This window comes from Pseudomonas sp. DC1.2 (assembly GCF_034351645.1).
Lineage (GTDB): Bacteria > Pseudomonadota > Gammaproteobacteria > Pseudomonadales > Pseudomonadaceae > Aquipseudomonas.
This window is the reverse complement of record NZ_CP133782.1, coordinates 4,585,041-4,604,776: the sequence shown is the minus strand read 5'-3', so window position 1 is coordinate 4,604,776 and position 19,736 is coordinate 4,585,041. Positions and strand designations below refer to the sequence as shown.

Genomic DNA, 19,736 nt, shown 5'->3' with positions numbered 1-19,736 from the left:
CCGTATACGGAACCGTATGTACGGTGGTGTGAGAGGACGGCGGCTGTGAAGCCGCCTCCTACTCGAATCCTGGAAATTATGCGGGTGTACGCCGATCAGCTCTGAACCCTGCGGGCGCCGTACTTGCGTGCGATGAGGCCGGCACATTCAGCATGGATCTCGGCTGATACTGCGCCATCACGAGCAGGCTCGCTCACGCAGAGCGCGGCGTCAGGCGGCTTGCGAGTAAAAGTCCAGCACGCTCACGCCCGTCAGCAAGTCTGTCTCGGGCAAGTCCGCATGTTGGTGCCCTCCCAGTGCGCAATACACCAACCAGTGACGGTCCTGAACGTTGAACGCCAGGCTGCCGACCAACGTTTGTTGTTCGTCGCTAGGGGCGATGAGGTAGAGGCGGTCTTGGTTTTCGGCGTGCAGCATAGTCAGCTCTGTCTGGGTGGCGAGGGGCAACAGACTGGCGGGTTTAGATGACGATCCGGTGACGCGTGAAATTAATTTCATCGGGTTGAGGGCCGTTATTTGTCGGAAAGTCGGGCGGGGAAGGTGGCTTTCGGTAGAATTCGCGCCGTGGTCGTCGATCCGGCGCCTGCCAGCAGTTTTGCCCGAGGTCCGTGATGTCGTTGCATTTGATTTCGCTGTTTACCCAACATCCCGCCAAGTTGATCAACCTGCTGGCCTTGCTCGTGGCCTTTCCGGGCAGTTGGTTGCTGCATGCCACCCGTCGCCGAGAACAGCGCGCGCTGGCCATCATCGAAGCCCGAAGTCAGAACCAACGTATCGATGAACCGATGTTGATGCTCGATGGTGCAACGCTGCGCATGAACCGTTTTTTCTACCGTTTTGGTTTCGCCTGCCTGGGCGTGGCCTTGCTGGTGTCGTGGGTCAGCACTCGGTTCTGATCGGCCGATGTGCTCGCGCGAAACACAAACGGCGCCCGAAGGCGCCGTTGTTGTATCAGGCCTTGTTGCTTACAGCGCTAACCCGGCCTTCACCCGGTACTGGTTACGCACCGGCGTCGCATACTGCAACACCATGAACGGACGATGCTCCGTGGGGCAGGCGTCCAAGCGGCGTTGCCATTCTTGCTGCGCCTTGGCCAGTTCGTCCGCCGGGAACACGTCAGCGGCGTTCGGCACCTGCAACTGCGGGTCGGCGTCAGCCCACTGGGCATACGCCAGGTAATGCACTGGGAACAGCCGATAGCCGCCGAGTATCTGCCGGTCCATTTCGATTGCCAACAGTTTGGTGTCTTCGAACAGCTCGGTGATGGGGGCGGCAAAGTTCACGTGGACTCGGCCCTTGTACCCGGTGATGCCCTTGGCGATGCTCGCATCGTCCTCGCCCGGTACTTTGGTGTAAGTGCCGGTAGTTGCACGAATGAACAATTCTCGCGCCTTGGCCTGGTCGCAGGGGTCGTATTCATAGCTGATCGACACTGGGGTGAGGTTCAGGGAGCGGATCACCTCGCCGAACGGCTCGTCTTTACGGCTCATGTGGAACATCTTGAGGATCGCCGACTCGGTGCGGTCGTCGCCGTCCTTGGCCCGGCCTTCGGCCTGAGCGATCCAGATCGAGGCGCAATCGTTGCGGATCGAGTGGTTGATGTACGCCGACAGCAGTTGATAAGCGGCCATTTTCTCGCGGCGACCGGAAATCGAACGGTGGACGATGAAGCTCTTGTTCAGGCGCATCAGGTCGCTGACAAAAGGCTTTTGCAGCAGGTTATCGCCAATGGCGATGCGCGGCGTCGGCAGGCCAGCGTGGTACACCGCATAGTTGACGAACGCCGGGTCCATCACGATGTCACGGTGGTTGGCGATGAACAGGTAAGCGCTGCCCGACTTGAATTGTTCGACGCCGGTGTAGGTCACACCGTCTGTGGCGCGTTCGATGGTGTGGTCGACGTAAAGCTCGACTTTATCCTGCAATGTGGCCACCGACGTCACGCCGGCGAACTCACGGCGCAGCCGATGAGCTATAAGAGGTTTGAGCATCCAGCCGAAGGCACCGGCAAAACGCGGGAAGCGGAAGTGGGTGAGGATATCTAGAAACGCCTTGTCGCCGAGCAATCGTGCCAGCACCGCTGGGACTTCGCTGTCGTCGTAAGGTCGGATGGCATCGAATTCGCCCATCATGCTCTCTTGTTAGAAACGGCTAGGGTAAGTAAAGGTTTTGTTCGAAAACCAACGGGGCACGGTCTGAAAAATCACCCAGACAAAAATAGCCCTGCAAATAGACCGGCGATTATACGCACAAGTCACTTGGGAGACCGCGATGCTGGAAACCGCAGCTTATGAATGCCCGTATTGTGGTGAGGAGGTTGAGACTTCTCTGGATCTGTCCGGTGGCGACCAGACGTATATCGAGGACTGCCAGGTGTGCTGTCGACCGATCAAGTTTGTGTTGCAGGTTCACGGAGATGAATGGCATTTCGAAGTCTTCAGTGAAAACGAATGAAGGGGGCGCCCGATGCAGCGAATCTACGAACCGGAAAACCTGATGGAAGGCGAGTTGCTGCAAAGCATGCTCGCCAGCGAGGGTATCGAAGCCCATCTGGTGGGGCGTGATTTGCTCGGCGGCACGGGCGAACTGCCAATTTTTGGACTACTTGGCTTGTCGGTGGACAACGATCAGGCCCAATACGCCCGGGAGTTGATCACGGCCTACAATGCCGCGTTGCCGATGCCGGAGGATGAACCGGAAAGTTTTCCCGGCACGCTGGTCTGTTAGGCTGGCGTTCGTTTTATCCAGAGTCGTGTTGCCCCATGTGTGGACGTTATGCCCTGTTTCGCTGGAACCCCGCCTTCGCGGCCCTGCCAGGTTTTCCCGCCGATCAGCAGGCGCAGTGGAATATTTCCCCCAATGATTCGGTGTTGATGCTGCGTGCCGGCCCGGACGGCCAGCGTGCGTTGGCCCGTGCCCGCTGGGGGTTGACGCCGCCGTGGCTGACCGATCTGTCCCGCACGCCGGCCCACGCCAGGGCGGAAACCGTGGCCGAGCAGCCGATGTTTCGCCAGGCCTTGCGCGAGCGCCGCTGCCTGCTGCCGGCCAACGGCTTCTACGAATGGCGCGGCACCACGCGCAAGCGCCCGTACTGGCTGACGCCGGGTGAGGGCTCGGCTCTGTTCTTTGCGGCGATCTGGGAAGCGTATCCCGTGCAGGAACAGGTGTGGCTGAGTACGGCGGTGATTACGCAGCCTGCGGCGAGTCAGCGCCGGCCATTGATTCTCGATGCTGTAGGACAAGCGGCTTGGCTTGATCCTGAGACGCCGTTGCATGTATTGCAGGGGTTGTTGGCCAGTGAGCCGGCGGCGTTGCGCGAGCGGGTGCTGGCGAATCTGGTGAATGATCCGAAGCTCAATGGGCCGGAGTGCTTGACGCCGGGTTGACCGGGCGCCTTTTGCCGAGACTTTCGCGAGCAGGCCTCTTGATCAACCCCGGGGCGGATTGATCAACCCTCTGGCGCCGATACAATTGAGCCCCTACGATACGCGACATGTTTTCAGGGAGCTTTTTTGATGAACAAGACATTGGTTGTGGGAGTAATCAGCGCAGGCTTGCTACTCGCCGGTTGTCAGTCGGTCAACACCACCAGCGCCGGCGCGGTGGGCGTTGAGCGTAAACAGTACATGTTCAGCATGTTGTCCTCCGATGAGGTCAACCAAATGTACGCACAGTCCTATCAGAAGACGGTGGGCGAGGCGAATACCCAAGGTGTGCTGGATAAGACCAGCAGCGATGCCAAGCGCGTCCAGGCGATCGCCACTCGGCTGATTGCCCAGGCGCCAAACTTTCGTCCGGATTCGGCCCAATGGAAGTGGGAAGTCAACCTGATCAAGAGTGACGAACTCAACGCCAACTGCGGTCCTGGCGGCAAAATCATTTTCTACACCGGGCTGATCGACAGTCTGAAACTCACCGACGATGAAATCGCTGCGGTCATGGGGCATGAAATCGCCCACGCCCTGCGTGAGCATGGGCGTGAAGCGATGTCCAAGGCCTATGGCATTGAAATGGCCAAGCAGGGGGCGGGTGCTTTGCTTGGTTTGGGGCAGGACAGCCTGGCCTTGGCAGATACCGTGGCCAACTACGGTATGACCTTGCCTAACAGTCGGGCCAATGAAAACGAGGCTGATCTGATAGGCCTGGAGCTGGCGGCCCGCGCCGGGTACAACCCGAACGCCGCGATCACCTTGTGGAACAAGATGAGCAAGGCGTCTGAAGGTTCGCCTCCGGAATTCATGAGCACCCACCCGGCGTCGGCCAGTCGTATTTCGTCGTTGCAAGCGGCGATCCCGAAGGTGATGCCGCTGTACGAGCAAGCCCCTAAATCCTGATGGTGTTGAATCGTCAGTAAGGGCCTCATCGCGAACAGGCTCGCCCCCACAGTTGATTGCATTTCAATGTGGGAGCAAGCCTGCACGCGAAGAACGATTACACGGTCCTACTGACTGAGCGCGTCAAACCCATCCACTGCTCTGCATTGCTTTGTACACCGCGACAATCGCCAAGACCACGAACGCCGAGGCGGCCAAACGACGGATCAGGGTCAGCGGCAGTTTGTCTGCCGCAAAGTTGCCGGCGAGTACCACGGGCACGTTAGCAATCAACATCCCGGCCGTTGTGCCGATGATCACCAGCCACAGGTCCGGGTATTGTGCGGCGAGCATCACCGTGGCGACTTGCGTCTTGTCACCCATTTCCGCCAGGAAAAATGCGATCAGTGTGGTCAGGAACGGCCCGTACTTGCGGACGGCGCTGGTTTCGTCATCGTCCATTTTGTCAGGCACCAGTGTCCACAATGCCGTCGCGGTGAAGCTGGCGGCCAGGATCCAGTGCAGCATCACATCCGTGAAGAAACTGCTAAACCAGGAGCCGACTGCAGCGGCTGCCGCATGGTTGGCCAACGTCGCGACGAGGATGCCGGCGATGATTGGCCAGGGTTTGCGAAATCGAGCGGCGAGAATGAGCGCGAGCAGTTGAGTCTTGTCGCCGATTTCGGCCAAGGCAACGACTGCGGTAGGAACGAGAAGAGAATCCAGCATCAGGGTTTTCCTAAGGGGCGGGTCGACACGGCTATGACACGTACAGCCTCCCCGCCCCGGGTAAGGTGTTCGTGTCATAGGTCTGGTCAAACCCTGGCGATCCGTCTGTGCGGACGCTTGGGTCGCATACGCCATGGTCTGTTGACCAAGTATGTTGACGTATGCCGGACGAGCATGGCGCTCGTGGGAGACTACTCCCCTAGGACGGGGCGGATTCTGCCTAGGCAAATCCGATTGGGCAAGCTCTGTTTTTTTTAATAAGGGTCAGCCGCGTTTGGCTCGATAGATTCGAAAACCCTGTCCTTCGGCCTTGATTGCACACACGCCCAAGTGCTCTTCGATCAATGGTTGGTACTTCAGGAAACTGTTCGCTACTAAACGCAGTTCGCCGCCGTTTTTCAGATGTTTGGCTGCTTTTCGTAGCAAGTTCTCAGTGGCGAAGTAGTCGGTGTGTACGCCGACATGGAAGGGCGGGTTACTTAGGATTGCGCTCAAACCCATGGGGGCGGCGTCGATCCCGTCACCGGTAATCACCTCGGCCTCCAAGCCATTGGCGGCCAGCGTCAGACGGCTGCTGGCGGCAGCAAATGCATCCACGTCGAGCAGCGTCACCTGATTGTGTGGGTAACGCCGTTTAACCGCTGCGCCCAACACGCCAGCGCCACAACCGAAGTCCAGCAAGTGACCGCTCGGCAACTTGTCCAGGTGCTCCAGCAGCAGCGCGCTGCCGCGATCCAGTCGACCGTGGCTGAACACCCCCGGCAGGCTGATAACTTTCAGTGGGCCTTCGGCCAGTGGCAATTCGTATTCCTGGGCCAGGCTTTCCAGCGACTGGGCTTGCGGCGCTTCGGCCACGGTGACCTGCCAGAGTTGGCAGTGCCGTGCGCTGTCGAGCTTGCGCGGTTTACCGAACGGGGTCAGTTGCTTGGCCGCGCCTTCGATGCCGCTGCGCTTTTCGCCCACCAGGTACACCTCGCGCCCGGCCAGTTGTGAGGCAACGGCATTGAGGATGTAATCGGTGAGGTCTTTGGACTTGGGCAGAAACACCACGGCGGTATCGAATTCACGCTCGGGCACGTGTACCCCGAAATGGCTGCGACCTTCAAAGCGAGCATCCAGCGCCGCTTGATCGCCCGCGTGCCAGCACCAGCCATGAGCGTTGGGCAGTTTCCCTAACAGGTCGTCGGCGGGCAAACCGGCCAGCAGCACCGAACCCTGGAATAAATCGGCCTGACGAAGCAGGACTTCACTGCGCGGATCCATATTCTGCTCCTTGAAAAAAAGTGCAGCAGTTTATCAACTGACGACCCGCAGCGCTTTACCGTTGAAGAAAGCCAAGGCGTTTTCTGTCAGTTGGCCGACGATGCGTTGGCGCGCCTCGCGACTGCCCCAGGCGTTGTGCGGGGTCACGATCAACCTTGGAATGTCCGGGGCCAGTAATGGATTGCCTGCCGTCGGTGGCTCGACGCTCAGCACATCCGTCGCCGCGCCGCCCAGATGACCGCTGCGCAAGGCATCGGCCAAGGCCTGCTCGTCGATCAGGCCGCCGCGGGCGGTGTTGACCACGAAGGCGCCACGCTTCATCGCTGCCAGCTCCCCGGCGCCGATGAAGTGGCGCGTGTGCTCGTTGAGCGGACAGTGCAAGGTCAGTGCGTCGATTTGCGGTAGCAGTTCATCGAGCGGCAAGCGCTCTGCACGGGCCGGGCGGCCCGGAATCTGTCCCAGCAACACGCGCATGCCGAACGCTTCGGCCAGTCGTGCCACCGCGCTGCCCAGTTCGCCATGACCGAGCAGGCCGAGTGTTTTGCCCTCAAGTTCGACGATCGGGTAATCGAGCAGGCAGAACTGTTTGGCCTGCTGCCAGCGACCTTCGCTGACCGCTTTCTGGTAATCGGCCAGGCGCGTGGCGAGGTTGAGCAGCAACATGAGCGTGTGCTGAGCCACCGAGGGCGTACCGTAACCCTGGCAGTTGCACACGGTAATTGCGTGAGCGCGGGCGGCGGCGAGATCGACGTTGTTGGTGCCGGTGGCGGTGATCAGGATCAACTTCAGGTCGGGGCTGGCGGCCATGGCGTGGGCGTCGATCACGATTTTGTTGCTGATCGCGACGGTGGCGCCGGCGAGGCGCTCGGCCACCTGGTCCGGCGTGGTTTGTGCGAAAAGCTGTAAATCACTGAAACACTCGCGTAACGGACTGAGGTCCAGATCGCCGAGGTCAAGGGAAGGGTGATCGAGAAAAACGGCGCGTCGAGAGTTCGTCATCAACTGTACCTTTTGTGCGGTGAACTGAAGGCGTAACCTGCCGAGACTACCAGATGAAACAAATGGTTACGCTTACCCGGCCGGACGCTGAGCCCTGGGGGGACGATAGCCCGGTGAATTTCACTTTGATCGATCTGCCCTCAGAGGAGCCGCCATGTACTGGACCGAGTTTTTGACTGTCGCCCTGATTCACCTGCTGGCCGTGGCCAGCCCCGGTCCGGACTTTGCGGTGGTGGTGCGTGAGAGCGTGACCCACGGTCGCCGTGCCGGAACCTGGACCGCATTGGGCGTCGGCACTGCAATTTTCCTGCACGTCGGTTATTCATTGCTGGGAATCGGCCTGATCGTGTCTCAGTCGATCATGCTGTTCAACGCCTTGAAATGGGCTGCCGCCGCTTACCTGCTGTACATCGGTTTCAAGGCCCTGCGGGCACAGCCGGCCAAACCGGTTGCCGACGATCTGCACAAGGAGGTCGGTGAGCGCACGGCTCGCGGCGCCTTCACCTCTGGCTTCGTGACAAACGGCCTTAACCCGAAGGCCACGCTGTTTTTCCTGTCGTTGTTTACCGTGGTGATTAACCCCCACACGCCGCTGGTCGTGCAGGCCGGTTACGGCATTTATCTCGCATTGGCGACGGCAGCGTGGTTCTGCCTGGTGGCCCGGTTGTTCAGCCAACCACGCGTGCGTGCCGGTTTCGCCCGCATGGGCCACTGGTTCGACCGCACCATGGGGGTTGTGCTCATCGCCATCGGTGTGAAACTTGCCTTCACCGAGATGCATTGATTGCGTTGGACTGACTCGAGAACTTCCGGGAGTTCTCTCTGAATCGGCGGATCAGGGCTTCCATTAGCCGCAAATGCTGGCGCAAATGCTGGCGCAAATGCTGGCGCAAAGCTAGCATTTGTATGGCTCTGCAAATCATTCCTTTGACTGATTTGGCTGGCGTATAACGGCTCTAGAGTGCTTGTCTTTAAGCCACACCGTGCAGTCAGAAAAGGGATTCTTATGTTGCAGACTCGCGTTATCCCGCCAGCCGAAGGCGCTTACCAGTATCCGTTGCTGATTAAACGACTGCTGATGTCCGGCGCTCGTTACGAGAAAACCCGCGAGATCGTTTACCGCGACCAGTTGCGCTACAGCTATCCGACCCTGATCGAGCGGGTCGCGCGCCTGGCCAATGTGTTGACGGCGGCCGGGGTGAAGGCCGGGGATACCGTGGCGGTGATGGACTGGGACAGCCATCGCTACCTGGAGTGCATGTTCGCCATCCCGATGATCGGTGCGGTGATCCATACCATCAACGTGCGCCTGTCGCCGGAGCAGATTCTCTACACCATGAATCACGCCGAGGACCGCTTCGTGCTGGTCAACAGCGAATTCGTCGGGCTGTATCAGGCCATCGCCGGACACCTGACGACGGTAGAGAAAACCCTTCTGCTCACCGACTTGCCAGAGAAAACCGCCGATTTGCCGAACCTGATCGGCGAATACGAACAGCTACTGGCCGCCGCTAGCCCGCAGTACGACTTCCAGGATTTCGACGAAAACTCCGTCGCGACGACCTTTTACACCACGGGCACCACCGGCAATCCGAAAGGCGTGTATTTCACCCACCGGCAATTGGTACTGCACACCATGGGTGTGTCGACCATCATGGGCTGCATCGACAGCGTGCGGCTGCTGGGCACCAACGATGTCTACATGCCGATCACGCCAATGTTTCACGTGCATGCCTGGGGCTTGCCTTACGTGGCGACCATGCTCGGGCTCAAGCAGGTCTATCCGGGTCGTTATGACCCTGAGTTGCTGGTGGCGTTGTGGGCCAAGGAAAAGGTCACCTTTTCCCACTGCGTGCCGACCATCCTGCAAATGCTCCTCAACGCCAAGGCGGCGCAAGGCGCTGATTTCGCTGGCTGGAAAATCGTCATCGGCGGCAGTGCGCTCAATCGCACGCTCTACGAAACCGCCAAGGCCAGAGGCATTCAGTTGACCGCCGCCTACGGCATGTCGGAAACCGGGCCTCTGGTGTCCTGTGCTCACCTCAATGACGAATTGATGGCAGGCACTGAAGACGAGCGCACCACTTATCGAATCAAGGCAGGTGTGCCAGTGCCATTGGTGGAGGCAGCAATTGTCGATGCCGACGGTCACTTTCTGCCCGCTGATGGCGAGACTCAGGGGGAATTGGTGCTGCGCGCGCCTTGGCTCACCGAAGGTTATTTCAAAGAGCCACACAAGGGCGCCGAGCTCTGGGCCGGCGGCTGGTTGCACACGGGCGATGTTGCCACTCTGGACAGCATGGGGGTGATCGATATCCGCGACCGCATCAAGGATGTGATCAAGACCGGGGGCGAATGGGTGTCGTCCCTGGACCTGGAGGACCTGATCAGTCGTCACGTGGCGGTACGCGAAGTAGCAGTAGTGGGCATCGCCGATCCGCAGTGGGGTGAACGGCCGTTTGCGCTGCTGGTGATCCGTGAAGGGCATGAGATCGGGGCTCGCGAACTCAAGGAACACCTTAAGCCGTTCGTCGAGCTAGGGCACCTGAGCAAGTGGGCGATCCCGAGTCAGATCGCCCTTGTTACGGAAATTCCCAAGACCAGTGTCGGCAAACTCGACAAGAAGCGTATCCGCCTCGACATCACTGAATGGCAGGCCAACAACAGCACCTTCCTCTCAACGCTTTAAGCGTTTTTTGACGCGCTCTGGCGTGCCCGCAACGGCACGCCAGCCCCACCAAGCAAGCGCTTGGCTTGTCAAATCCGAATTTTCAGCCATCCTTGCCGTGCCGACACCTGTCGGACTGGCGAAAGGACTGTTCCAGAGTGGCCGGCAGCTATAAATCACACTTTAGAGGGATCAAGCAGTACAGCCTGCTGGCTATAGTCCGCTCAAGGATTTTTAAGAACGGAGCAAACGCACAAAACGGGGCGATGCAACTTTGGAGTGACTTCGGACATCTTGGCTTCCGGTCACCCTCAGCGTTTTTAAAAGTGCTCACTGCCATAACAATAATGCACATGGAGTAGCGTCGATGACATCAGTAAACCAGTTCTGGCGCCGGGCGAAATTGCCCTTGGCGGTCAGTCTTGCCTCTACGCTCGCCGGGCCCGCATTCGGCGTCAGTTTCAACGTCGGTGAAATCGAAGGTCAGTTCGACTCGTCGCTCTCCCTGGGCATGAGTGTCTCGACCCAACAGCCGAACAAGAACCTTATCGGCGTCAACAACGGCGGCAAGGGCTTGTCCCAAACCTCTGATGACGGCCACTTGAACTTCAAGAGCGGGCAAGCCTTTTCAAAGATTTTCAAGGGCATCCATGACCTTGAGTTGAAATACGGCGACACCGGTGTCTTCGTTCGAGGCAAATACTGGTACGACTTCGCGCTGCAAAACCAGGACCTGGAATTCAAGAACGTCAGTAACGAGCATCGCAATGAAGGTGCCAAGTCTTCGGGCGGCCAGATCCTCGACGCCTTCGTTTACCACAACTACTCCATCGCCGATGAACCGGGTTCCGTGCGTTTGGGCAAGCAGGTTGTGAGTTGGGGTGAAAGTACCTTTATTGGCGGCGGCATCAACTCGATCAACCCGATTGACGTGTCTGCGTTCCGTCGTCCGGGTGCCGAGGTCAAAGAAGGCCTGATCCCGGTCAACATGTTCTACGTGTCCCAAAGCCTCACTGAAAACCTGTCCGCCGAGGCGTTCTATCAGCTTCAGTGGCAAAAGACCGTGACCGATAACTGCGGCACGTTCTTCTCGCAACCGGACATCATTTCTACCGGTTGCGAAGACAATCTGCGCGTGCTGAACAAGCGCTCGACCATTCCGTCGGTGGCGCTCGGTCCATTGGCTGCGGCCAACGTCGACGTCAATGACGAAGGCGTTCTGGTACGCCGTGGTGCGAACCGCGACCCTGGGAACAGCGGCCAGTGGGGCACATCCTTCAAGTACATGTTTGAGCCGCTCGATACCGAGTTCGGCGCCTACTTCATGAACTACCACAGCCGTGCGCCGATTTTCAGCGCCACTGGTGCGCCACAATCGGTCTACAACGGCGTCAAGGCGCTTCCAGGGCCTTTCCAGGCGCTGGGGCCGCTGGTGGTCGCGGGTAACTCGCAGTACTTCGTCGAATACCCGGAAGACATTCGCCTCTACGGCCTGAGCTTCTCGACCACCTTGCCTACCGGCACCGCGTGGGCCGGTGAGGTCAGCTACCGTCCGAATGCTCCGGTGCAGTTGAACTCCACCGACATCCTGTTCGCCGGTGTGCGGCCGTTGGGCGGCGCATTGACCAACGCCTCGCTGTTGACCGGCACGCCGGGTCAGGACCTGCACGGCTATCGCCGTAAAGAAATCACCCAGTTCCAGACCACCCTGACGCACTTCTTTGATCAAGTCATGGGCGCCAGTCGCTTGACCCTGGTCGGTGAAGTCGGCCTGACCCACGTCGGCGGCCTGGAAAGCACCTCCGATGTCCGTTATGGCCGCGACCCGGTCTTCGGGCCGGGTGAACTGCCCTCCACCGGGGGCCTGGACACCTGTTCGCAAATCCTCAACACCTCCACCATCAATGGGGCCGGGGCCGGCGCATCGTCCAATAACAAAAGCACCAACTGCAACAATGACGGTTTCACCACGGCCAACTCGTGGGGTTATCGCGGCCGTGCCATCTGGGAATACAACGACGTGTTCGCCGGTGTGAACCTGAAGCCGAACGTGGCCTGGTCCCATGACGTCAGCGGCTACTCCCCTGGCCCTGGCGGTAACTTTGAAGAAGGCCGCAAGGCTGTGAGCCTTGGGGTCGATGCCGAATACCAAAACACTTACACCGCCAGCCTGGCGTACACCAACTTCTTTGGCGGCAAGTACAGCACCGTGGATGACCGCGACTTCGTTGCACTCAGCGTCGGCGTGAACTTCTAAGCACTGCATTTTCAGGACGAACACATATGAAAATAACAAAGAGTCTGTTCCACGCCGGTGTACTTGGGCTTTCGCTGCTGGCGAGTGCTGTCATGGCAGCAGTGCCTGCGGCCGAGGCGGACAAACTGGGCAAGAGCCTGACGCCGATGGGCGCGGAAATGGCGGGCAATGCCGACGGTTCGATTCCGGCCTGGAAACCGCTGCCGAAAAACGCCGGTGCGGTCGACAGCAAAGGTTTCCTGTCCAACCCGTTTGCCAGTGAAAAGCCACTGTTCACCATCACCGCGAAGAACGTCGATCAGTACAAGGAAAAACTGGCTCCGGGCCAATACGCGATGTTCAAGCGCTACCCGGACACGTTCATCATGCCGGTCTACCCGTCCCATCGTGGCTCGACCGTGCCGGATGACGTGTTCGCTGCGATCAAAAAGAACGCCACCAGCACTAACCTGGTGTCTGGCGGTAATGGACTGGAAAACTTCGAAACCGCTGTGCCTTTCCCTATTCCGAAAACCGGCGTTGAAGTCATCTGGAACCACATCACTCGTTATCGTGGCGGCAGTGTGACCCGTCTGGTAACCCAGGCGACGCCACAACCGAACGGCTCGTTCAGCCTGGTGTACTTCCAGGATCAGTTTGTGTTCCGCGACAAGATGAAGGACTACGACCCAAAAAATCCGGGCAACATTCTGTTCTACTTCAAGCAGAAAGTGACCGCGCCGGCGCGTCTGGCTGGTGGCGTTCTGTTGGTACACGAAACACTCGACCAGGTTAAAGAGCCCCGCTCGGCGTGGGTCTACAACGCTGGGCAGCGTCGGGTGCGTCGTGCGCCGCAAGTCTCGTATGACGGGCCGGGTACTGCGGCGGATGGCCTGCGCACTTCCGACAACCTCGACATGTATAACGGTGCTCCGGATCGCTACGACTGGAAACTCGAAGGCAAGAAAGAGATGTACATCGCCTCCGACAGCTACAAGATCGACTCACCGACGCTCAAGTACGCGGACATCATCAAGGCCGGCCATATCAACCAGGACCTGACCCGTTATGAGCTGCGCCGCGTCTGGCATGTGGTTGCTACCCTCAAAGAAGGTCAGCGCCACATCTACGCCAAACGTGACTTCTACATTGACGAAGACACCTGGCAGGCTGCCGTGATCGATCACTACGATGGTCGTGGTCAGCTTTGGCGCGTGGCCGAGGCGCATGCCGAGGACTACTACGACAAGCAAGTGCCGTGGTATGCCCTGGAAGTCCTGTACGACCTGCAATCGGGTCGTTACCTGGCGCTGGGTATGAAGAACGAAGAGAAACAAGCCTATGACTTCGGCTTCACCGCGACCACCAGCGACTTCACCCCTGCCGCTCTGCGTCAGGAAGGTGTTCGCTGATACGCACTGAATAGAGGCCGCATCCTCGAAAAAACGCCCCGACTGGTTCGGGGCGTTTTTTTGCCTGTGAAATACTTGCCAAGGTCCGAATAGCCTCTTCGTCCGGTCGCCACGCGAAGCAAGCACTCGGCGACAGGCGTGCGCGTTTTTTCATGAAAACGCGATCAAGTGGGCGTGCGTACCCGCCCGCGATGCGGGCGACTTCGGCTGTCAGCCCCCCTCCAAAGCACGTCTGACATTTCTGCACGTAGTCTTTTTGTAGCCATTTGTAGCAATAACCTTCAATAGCTCTTCGTTTACCGCTAGTCTGCGGACATCTGCAACGCCGCCAATAGCCATTCAAACAAGAGCCGGCCATGACTGATCTGTCACCACTTCCAGGTCCTGCAAGCGTTGCCGTCGCAGCATTGGACGGGCGTTTTTTCAGGCCGCCGCTGCCCGAAGGGCATGTATTGCGGCCTCGTCTGTGTGAGCGCCTGAGTGCGGGGCTCGGTGGCAGGCTGTTGTTGGTCAGCGCTCCGGCAGGGTTTGGCAAGAGTTCGTTGGCGGTGGAGTTCTGTCAGGGGTTACCGGCTCATTGGCAAAGCCTGTGGTTGGGTTTGAGCCGACGGGACAGCGATCCTGGGCGTTTTCTGGAACGTCTGCTCGAAGGTCTTCAGGACTTTTTTCCGCAGTTGGGCAGCCAGGCCCTCGGTTTGCTGAAAATGCGTCAGCGCCATCAGCCGTTTGCCTTCGAGGAATGGCTGGACGGGCTGCTCGATGAGTTGGCCGTACATCTTTCGCCGAGTACACCGTTGCTGCTGGTGCTTGATGACTACCACTTGGCTCAGGGGCCGGTGCTTGATCGTTGCCTGCAATTTTTCCTCAATCATCTTCCCGATGGCCTACTGGTCATGGTCACCAGCCGCCAGCGCCCCGACTGGCACCTCGCGCGACTGCGGCTATCGCGGCAACTGCTCGAACTGCATGAACAAGACCTGCGTCTGACCCATGATGAAGCCCTTACGCTGCTTGACCGGCACAGCAGTTCCTTGCGCGGCGAGGCGCTGGAAAGCCTGATCCAGCGCAGCGAAGGGTGGGTCGCTGGCTTGCGTTTCTGGCTGCTCGCAGCCTCGGAGGCGGGGCCCAACGGGCCGCTGCCTCAGGCGTTGCACGGTGGGGAAGGGTTGATTCGCGATTACTTGCTGGAAGAAGTTATCGATTGTTTGCCCGCAGACGTGCAGTCATTTCTTTATGACACCGCCCCGCAGGAGCGCTTTTGTATCGAGCTGTGCGACGCCGTGCGTGAGGCCCATGACAGTGCCGAGATCGTGCGTTTCCTCTTGGCGCATCAGGTTTTCCTGGTGCCCCTGGATGAGCAGGGGCGCTGGTATCGCTACCACCATCTGTTTTCCGATCTGCTGCGTACTCGGCCCACCACTCAGGCGATAGTGCCTGCCGCCAGCCTGCACTTAAGGGCCTGCCGCTGGTTCAATGCCCAAGGATTGCTCGATGAAGCGGTGGAGCAGGCATTACGCGCAGGGCATCTCGATGTGGCCGCTAACCTGGTGCAAAACCTTTCAGAAGAGCAACTGCTGGCGGAACAGAACGTCGGCATGTTGCTGCGCTGGAAAATGGATTTGCCCGACAGCCTGCTGATCAGCACGCCGCGGCTGATTGTGCTTTACAGCTGGGCGTTGGGGCTGGCCTGTCAACTGGACGCCGCTGAGGAGTTGGCCCATCACTTGAGCCGCTTCCTGCCAGCACCGTCGGCCACCGCGCAAAAATCCATGCTCGCCCAATGGCTGGCCCTGAGCGGCATCATCGCGCGCGGTCGTGGCAATCGTGCGCTGACCTTGCTCTATTGCACCGAAGCGCTGGAAAGCCTGCCGGCCAAACGTTACGGGCAGCGGCTGATGTGCCTCTCGGCGTTGTCTAACCTGGCGATTGCCGACGGTGACTTGTGGCATGCGCGGGGCCTGAACCGTGAGTCCCTGGAGCTGGCGCAACGGGTGGGGAATCCGTTGTTCGAAGCGCTGGCGCATTACGATCGTGCGCGTGTGTTGCAGGCTCGCGGGGAAATCCTGCGTGCGCTGGATGAAGTCCACCAAGGGCTGCAACGCTTGCAGGGGTTATCCCCACAGCGACTGTATGCGGTACGTGCCCGGCTGACCCTTTACGAAGGCTTTTTACTGGCCTTACGCTCGCAACCGCACGCTGCCCGGCTTCGTTTACAGGCGGGACTGCATGAGGCTCGCGCCTGTCGCGATATCAGTGTGCTGATCGGGCATTGCGTCATTGCTCGCCTTGAGGGCAGCAGCGGCGAGTTTGCCAAAGCCTTCGCCGAACTCGCCGAAGCCGAACGGCTGATGCATATCTGGGATGTGCCGCCGATTTACTACCTGGCAATGATCACGCTGGTCAAATGTGAACTCTGGCTGGCCCAGGGTCGTACTGACCTGGCTCAGGCCTGGCTGGCCCGTTTGGGCCAGACCTACACTGGCGTAGGCGCTGCTGCACCGCCGGAGTTTCATCCACAGTTGCCGTTGCATATCGAACTTCAGCGCGCGCTACTGGACGTCATCCAGGGGCAGCCGATGCTGGCCGAGGGGCGGCTCAATACGTTGCTTGAGCATGGGCAGCAGACTGGGCGGCAGATGCTTAGCGTCATGGCGCTGACGCAGAAAATTGCGCTGTTGCTGTCCGGTGGACGCGAACCCGAAGCGCGCGGCGCGTTGACTCAAGCGCTCAACGCTGCGGCCGGTGGAGTGCTGCAACCTTTCGACGGGTTGTTGGCCGAGCACGCTGACTGGTTGCGCGGACAATTGCAGGTAGCCACGCCGACGGCCGTCACGCAGAGCCTGGTGGAGCGTCTTCCAGTACAGGCCAACCGACCTGTACTGGACGCTTTTCACACCGCAGAACAGCTAAGCACCCGCGAGCTGGCGGTCCTTCGACTGATCGCCCAAGGGTGCTCCAATCAGCAAATCAGCGATCAACTGTTTATCTCGCTGCACACGGTGAAAACCCACGCCAGCCATATCAACAGCAAACTCGGAGTAGAGCGGCGCACCCATGCAGTGGCGCGGGCGAAGGAAATGGGCGTGTTGCTGTAGCTTTGGCGAAAATCACCGTTTGAACACCTCCGATACACCGTGCGTCTTGAGTCCGCGGCTGTCGGTCAATTCTCTTCGCCGGCGCTCACAGCGTGCGTCTGTCCCTCCTGCTTCAGGATCGACAGCAATCCTATTGAGCAGTCATCCCCGGTTTTACTGGCGATGGAGTGTTGCAGGTTGTCGGCCAAAACCGACTTCATTTTTTTTCTGGGTAGCGATGTATTCCACTCCAGCAGTTTCAGGATCGCCGGGGCGGGGATGCCACTGGATTTGTGGTAGAGGCTTTCTGCCGTGCCGTCGCTCATGATCGCAAAGCCTGTCGCGCCTTCTACAGGGCCACGGTACATCCTGAGGCGCCCAGCCACTTTAGGGTCCGTCAGAAACAGCGTGGTATTGGCGTACTCGCCGTTTTCCGGATGAGAGAGGGCCAGAAGTTGACCGTCTATATCAACTCGTGCGATGACGCCATCACCCAAATGGCCTGCCAGGTAGCGGCCCCGTGAAAAAGCGACGAAGGACAGGGTGCAGGATAGGTCGTTGATCTCGCAGCCCAGTTTTTTCGACTTGCGTCTGAACGCGTCCAGGCAGCGATTTATCAGGCGTTGCGCAGCCTTGGCGTGGGATTTTTCCGCGTTTTGCCAGAGACTTTCAAAGTTTTTGCAAACAAAGGCTAGCGCCGCAGTGACCGCGACCTGGGCGCCGACATCGGACCGGGCTCTGGAGCCCGCCCCGTCGGCCAATGCGATGCACGTCACCTCGTTGGACTGTCTGGCAGCGACATAGTCTTGGCAAGGTGTGTGAGTCGTGAGGTGTGAGCGTCCTGCCACAAAAGCGCAGGCTGTTTTGCAACTGAAATTGATCTGGATGTCAGGCATGGTTAGATCTGTGCCCAGGCTTCGATACCTTTAATGTCCAGCGCTACCTCTTCTCCAGGTGTCGACTGCGACACCCGCGATACGCTTCGGCTTAGCCAGTCAAAGAACTGATTGAAGTTCAAGCCCTTCAGGCGCAGGGGCGGGCGTGTCGGAGAAAACTGACTCAGCGACTGCATGTTCACCGCCGTACCGATCGCAATAGGAAAAACGCTCAGTTTGCGCTGGCTTATCAGGCTGGCCACGCGAGCAGCCGCTGAGCCAATATCGTCGGTGGGTTCGCCATCGGTCATGAGCACCATCCACGGCTGGTAATAATCAACACCGGCGCGCTGATAGTCTTCCTTACGCGCTTCCAGCAAGTCCAGCGCGATGTTAACGGCATGTCCCATGGGCGTCAGTCCTGACGCCACCAGTGGCGGCACGTCCTGACGATTAATGTCACTGAAATCCAGCACTTTTTGCGCCGTCCCGCCGAACGTGACGATGCTGATTTCAGCAGCATATTGCGCTACATCATCTTTACGGATGGCCTCGAAAAACATCTGAACGCCGGCGTGAAGTTCCGCAATCGGGTCGCCTTCCATCGAGCCGCTGACGTCCAGCACGAGGCAAATGGGCACGCGTGCTGTTGGGTTTTCGATGAGGTCTTCCTGACGAATTACATAATCTTCTTGCATGGGATCATCCTTGTGAGTCGGCGCGTTACAAAATACGCTTCAAGAGTCGTTTGAACCAGCGGACCACCAGGCTCTCTTGATTGAGGGGGCGTGCGGGTGCTGATGGATAGGGTTGCGGTCTGGGGGAAGCCGGTTGCTGCTGCGGTTTTGACGGCGCTGGAGGCGCGGGCGCAGGGGAGGGTGTCTTCCGTGCCGGTGCAGGTGCGTTTCGAACTGGCGCAGGAGTGGCGCGAGGCACGGAGGCTGCCGGAGGTGGCGCCGCACGCTGCTCTGCCTGCGCGGTTTTCTTTTGGCTTTCACTGGCCAGCTGTTTCAGTTTGGACGACCGCTGACAGTCTGCACACCGGGTCGATCTACCGACGGCCTGCATTTTCTTAAGCCAGTATTTGGATTCGGTGTAGGTTTTTTTGCAGGTGCCACAGACAGCCTCAACCGGGTCGTTGATATGAAAAGCGGCGGGAAACACCTCATCGCAATGCTTGCCCTTGCGCAACTCTTCGCCGTACTGAGTCAGCAGCCTCAACCAGTCACCGAGCGGTCGTCGCTGATTATCTTCGAAGGTGTCACTGAACGCCTGTTTGAGCGCGTAGGGTAAATGACTCCAAATGTTTTGCCAGGCACCCACCGGCGTGACGCTTACTTTGCCTTTACCGCTGTCTTTTTTGTAGCGATAGGGGAAGTTCATGTTTTTGATGTTGTCCGAGGCCGTCCCACCCCCTTGTTGCGAGTAAGGCGGTTTACCTGGCAGCAGGATCATGAACAGCATGGTTGCGACCGCGAAAGTTTCGTGATTTTTTGTGCGCAGGTAGTCGCTGTATCTTTTCCCCTGGATTTCCGGGGCGGTGAAATTCACCGTGCCGACCTCGCACGGAAAATGCCCGATCTGAAAACTGTCCGTATCGACCATCCAGACCTTGTTGCTGTCCGCTGTCACCAGCAGGTTCATCGGGTTGATGTCGCCAACAATGATGTTGAGCGAGTGCAGGTATTCCACCTGTTTCAGAAACGCGCTGGCAACATTGACCAAATCTCGTCGTGTCCACTGCGGGAACGTTTTGGCCAGCATGGGTTTGCCAAATACGGCGGTCTGCAGCGTTTTTCCCTGCGCCCTGGGCATCACATAGCCGACAAACTCTTGGTGAGCGTTGAACACCTGCTCGGTTGGCCAACAAATGCCAGGCTCAGTGATTTGGCGCGTCACCATAAGCTCGATCTTTTCGCGGCGGCGAGTCGTGAGCTTTTCCGGGTGATAGATTTTGCACACTTCAGCGTTGCCCGCGACGGCGTAGATTGTCCCTTCGCCACCGGCGCTGATCGCGGCGTTCAACGTCAACTGGCGGCCACTTGATGTCTTCACCACCGACCCGGGCGCGACAGAGACGCCTTTGTTCTGGATCAGACTGTCAGCGCCAGCGAGGGGCGCTTCAGGGAGGTCGAAAGGCAGGGTTGGCGGCGATATATTCACCGGG

At 59.0% G+C, this 19,736-nt stretch carries 18 protein-coding genes and 1 riboswitch; of the genes, 10 read left to right on the top strand and 8 right to left on the bottom strand.

Annotated features, from left to right (window positions below; translation table 11 throughout):
* Window positions 1-210: 210 nt before the first annotated feature.
* Window positions 211-417: a hypothetical protein gene (locus RHM68_RS20785; RefSeq protein ID WP_322218641.1), complete on the bottom strand. Its 207-nt coding sequence runs from the start codon at window positions 415-417 to the stop codon at window positions 211-213.
* A gap of 194 nt (window positions 418-611) precedes the next feature.
* Between RHM68_RS20785 and RHM68_RS20780 the strand changes: the two genes are divergently transcribed.
* Window positions 612-896, top strand: a complete 285-nt coding sequence (locus RHM68_RS20780) for a hypothetical protein (RefSeq protein ID WP_322218638.1) — start codon at window positions 612-614, stop codon at window positions 894-896.
* A gap of 69 nt (window positions 897-965) precedes the next feature.
* Here RHM68_RS20780 and RHM68_RS20775 read toward each other — a convergent pair whose 3' ends face one another.
* Window positions 966-2,132, bottom strand: a complete 1,167-nt coding sequence (locus tag RHM68_RS20775; protein WP_322218635.1) for a 1-acyl-sn-glycerol-3-phosphate acyltransferase — start codon at window positions 2,130-2,132, stop codon at window positions 966-968.
* Between the two features lie 139 nt (window positions 2,133-2,271).
* Between RHM68_RS20775 and RHM68_RS20770 the strand changes: the two genes are divergently transcribed.
* The 4 genes from RHM68_RS20770 (at window position 2,272) to RHM68_RS20755 (ending at window position 4,334) form a co-directional block, all read left to right on the top strand.
* Window positions 2,272-2,454, top strand: coding sequence for a CPXCG motif-containing cysteine-rich protein (locus tag RHM68_RS20770; protein WP_322218633.1), 183 nt, complete (start codon window positions 2,272-2,274; stop codon window positions 2,452-2,454).
* A gap of 12 nt (window positions 2,455-2,466) precedes the next feature.
* Window positions 2,467-2,727, top strand: coding sequence for a putative signal transducing protein (locus RHM68_RS20765; RefSeq protein ID WP_322218630.1), 261 nt, complete (start codon window positions 2,467-2,469; stop codon window positions 2,725-2,727).
* Between the two features lie 35 nt (window positions 2,728-2,762).
* Complete coding sequence (locus RHM68_RS20760) at window positions 2,763-3,386, top strand: SOS response-associated peptidase (RefSeq protein WP_322218627.1); 624 nt, start codon at window positions 2,763-2,765, stop codon at window positions 3,384-3,386.
* A 129-nt stretch (window positions 3,387-3,515) separates the two neighbouring features.
* Window positions 3,516-4,334, top strand: coding sequence for a M48 family metallopeptidase (locus tag RHM68_RS20755; RefSeq protein WP_322218624.1), 819 nt, complete (start codon window positions 3,516-3,518; stop codon window positions 4,332-4,334).
* Between the two features lie 123 nt (window positions 4,335-4,457).
* Here RHM68_RS20755 and RHM68_RS20750 read toward each other — a convergent pair whose 3' ends face one another.
* From RHM68_RS20750 to RHM68_RS20740, 3 genes are all read right to left on the bottom strand, one after another.
* Complete coding sequence (locus RHM68_RS20750; RefSeq protein ID WP_322218622.1) at window positions 4,458-5,042, bottom strand: TMEM165/GDT1 family protein; 585 nt, start codon at window positions 5,040-5,042, stop codon at window positions 4,458-4,460.
* Window positions 5,043-5,131: 89 nt separating this feature from the next.
* A riboswitch (yybP-ykoY riboswitch) is annotated at window positions 5,132-5,254 on the bottom strand.
* A 52-nt stretch (window positions 5,255-5,306) separates the two neighbouring features.
* Entirely contained in the window at window positions 5,307-6,305 is a 999-nt protein-coding gene (locus tag RHM68_RS20745) for a class I SAM-dependent methyltransferase (RefSeq protein ID WP_322218618.1), read from the bottom strand.
* A 33-nt stretch (window positions 6,306-6,338) separates the two neighbouring features.
* Complete coding sequence (locus tag RHM68_RS20740) at window positions 6,339-7,304, bottom strand: 2-hydroxyacid dehydrogenase (RefSeq protein WP_322218615.1); 966 nt, start codon at window positions 7,302-7,304, stop codon at window positions 6,339-6,341.
* A 154-nt stretch (window positions 7,305-7,458) separates the two neighbouring features.
* On the opposite strand from RHM68_RS20740, the gene RHM68_RS20735 reads away from it, so the two are divergent.
* From RHM68_RS20735 to RHM68_RS20715, 5 genes are all read left to right on the top strand, one after another.
* A complete protein-coding gene (locus RHM68_RS20735) occupies window positions 7,459-8,088 on the top strand; it encodes a LysE family translocator (protein ID WP_322218612.1) in 630 nt (209 codons plus the stop codon).
* Between the two features lie 222 nt (window positions 8,089-8,310).
* Window positions 8,311-9,993 (top strand): fatty acid--CoA ligase, encoded by a 1,683-nt coding sequence (locus RHM68_RS20730; RefSeq protein ID WP_322218610.1) that lies wholly within the window; start codon window positions 8,311-8,313, stop codon window positions 9,991-9,993.
* 346 nt (window positions 9,994-10,339) lie between these two features.
* Window positions 10,340-12,229 carry a DUF1302 domain-containing protein gene (locus RHM68_RS20725; protein WP_322218607.1) on the top strand — a complete coding sequence of 630 codons (1,890 nt, stop codon included), beginning with the start codon at window positions 10,340-10,342 and terminating at the stop codon, window positions 12,227-12,229.
* Between the two features lie 26 nt (window positions 12,230-12,255).
* Window positions 12,256-13,620 (top strand): DUF1329 domain-containing protein, encoded by a 1,365-nt coding sequence (locus RHM68_RS20720; RefSeq protein ID WP_322218604.1) that lies wholly within the window; start codon window positions 12,256-12,258, stop codon window positions 13,618-13,620.
* Between the two features lie 356 nt (window positions 13,621-13,976).
* A complete protein-coding gene (locus tag RHM68_RS20715; RefSeq protein WP_322218600.1) occupies window positions 13,977-16,715 on the top strand; it encodes a LuxR C-terminal-related transcriptional regulator in 2,739 nt (912 codons plus the stop codon).
* A 65-nt stretch (window positions 16,716-16,780) separates the two neighbouring features.
* On the opposite strand, the gene RHM68_RS20710 is transcribed toward RHM68_RS20715, so the two are convergent.
* Genes RHM68_RS20710 through RHM68_RS20700 form a run of 3 tightly spaced genes read right to left on the bottom strand, consistent with a single transcriptional unit; the run spans window position 16,781 to window position 19,594 of the window.
* Window positions 16,781-17,590 carry a PP2C family serine/threonine-protein phosphatase gene (locus RHM68_RS20710; protein ID WP_322218597.1) on the bottom strand — a complete coding sequence of 270 codons (810 nt, stop codon included), beginning with the start codon at window positions 17,588-17,590 and terminating at the stop codon, window positions 16,781-16,783.
* Window positions 17,591-17,592: 2 nt separating this feature from the next.
* A complete protein-coding gene (locus tag RHM68_RS20705; protein ID WP_322218594.1) occupies window positions 17,593-18,267 on the bottom strand; it encodes a VWA domain-containing protein in 675 nt (224 codons plus the stop codon).
* Between the two features lie 25 nt (window positions 18,268-18,292).
* Window positions 18,293-19,594: a protein kinase domain-containing protein gene (locus RHM68_RS20700; protein WP_322218591.1), complete on the bottom strand. Its 1,302-nt coding sequence runs from the start codon at window positions 19,592-19,594 to the stop codon at window positions 18,293-18,295.
* Window positions 19,595-19,736: the final 142 nt, after the last annotated feature.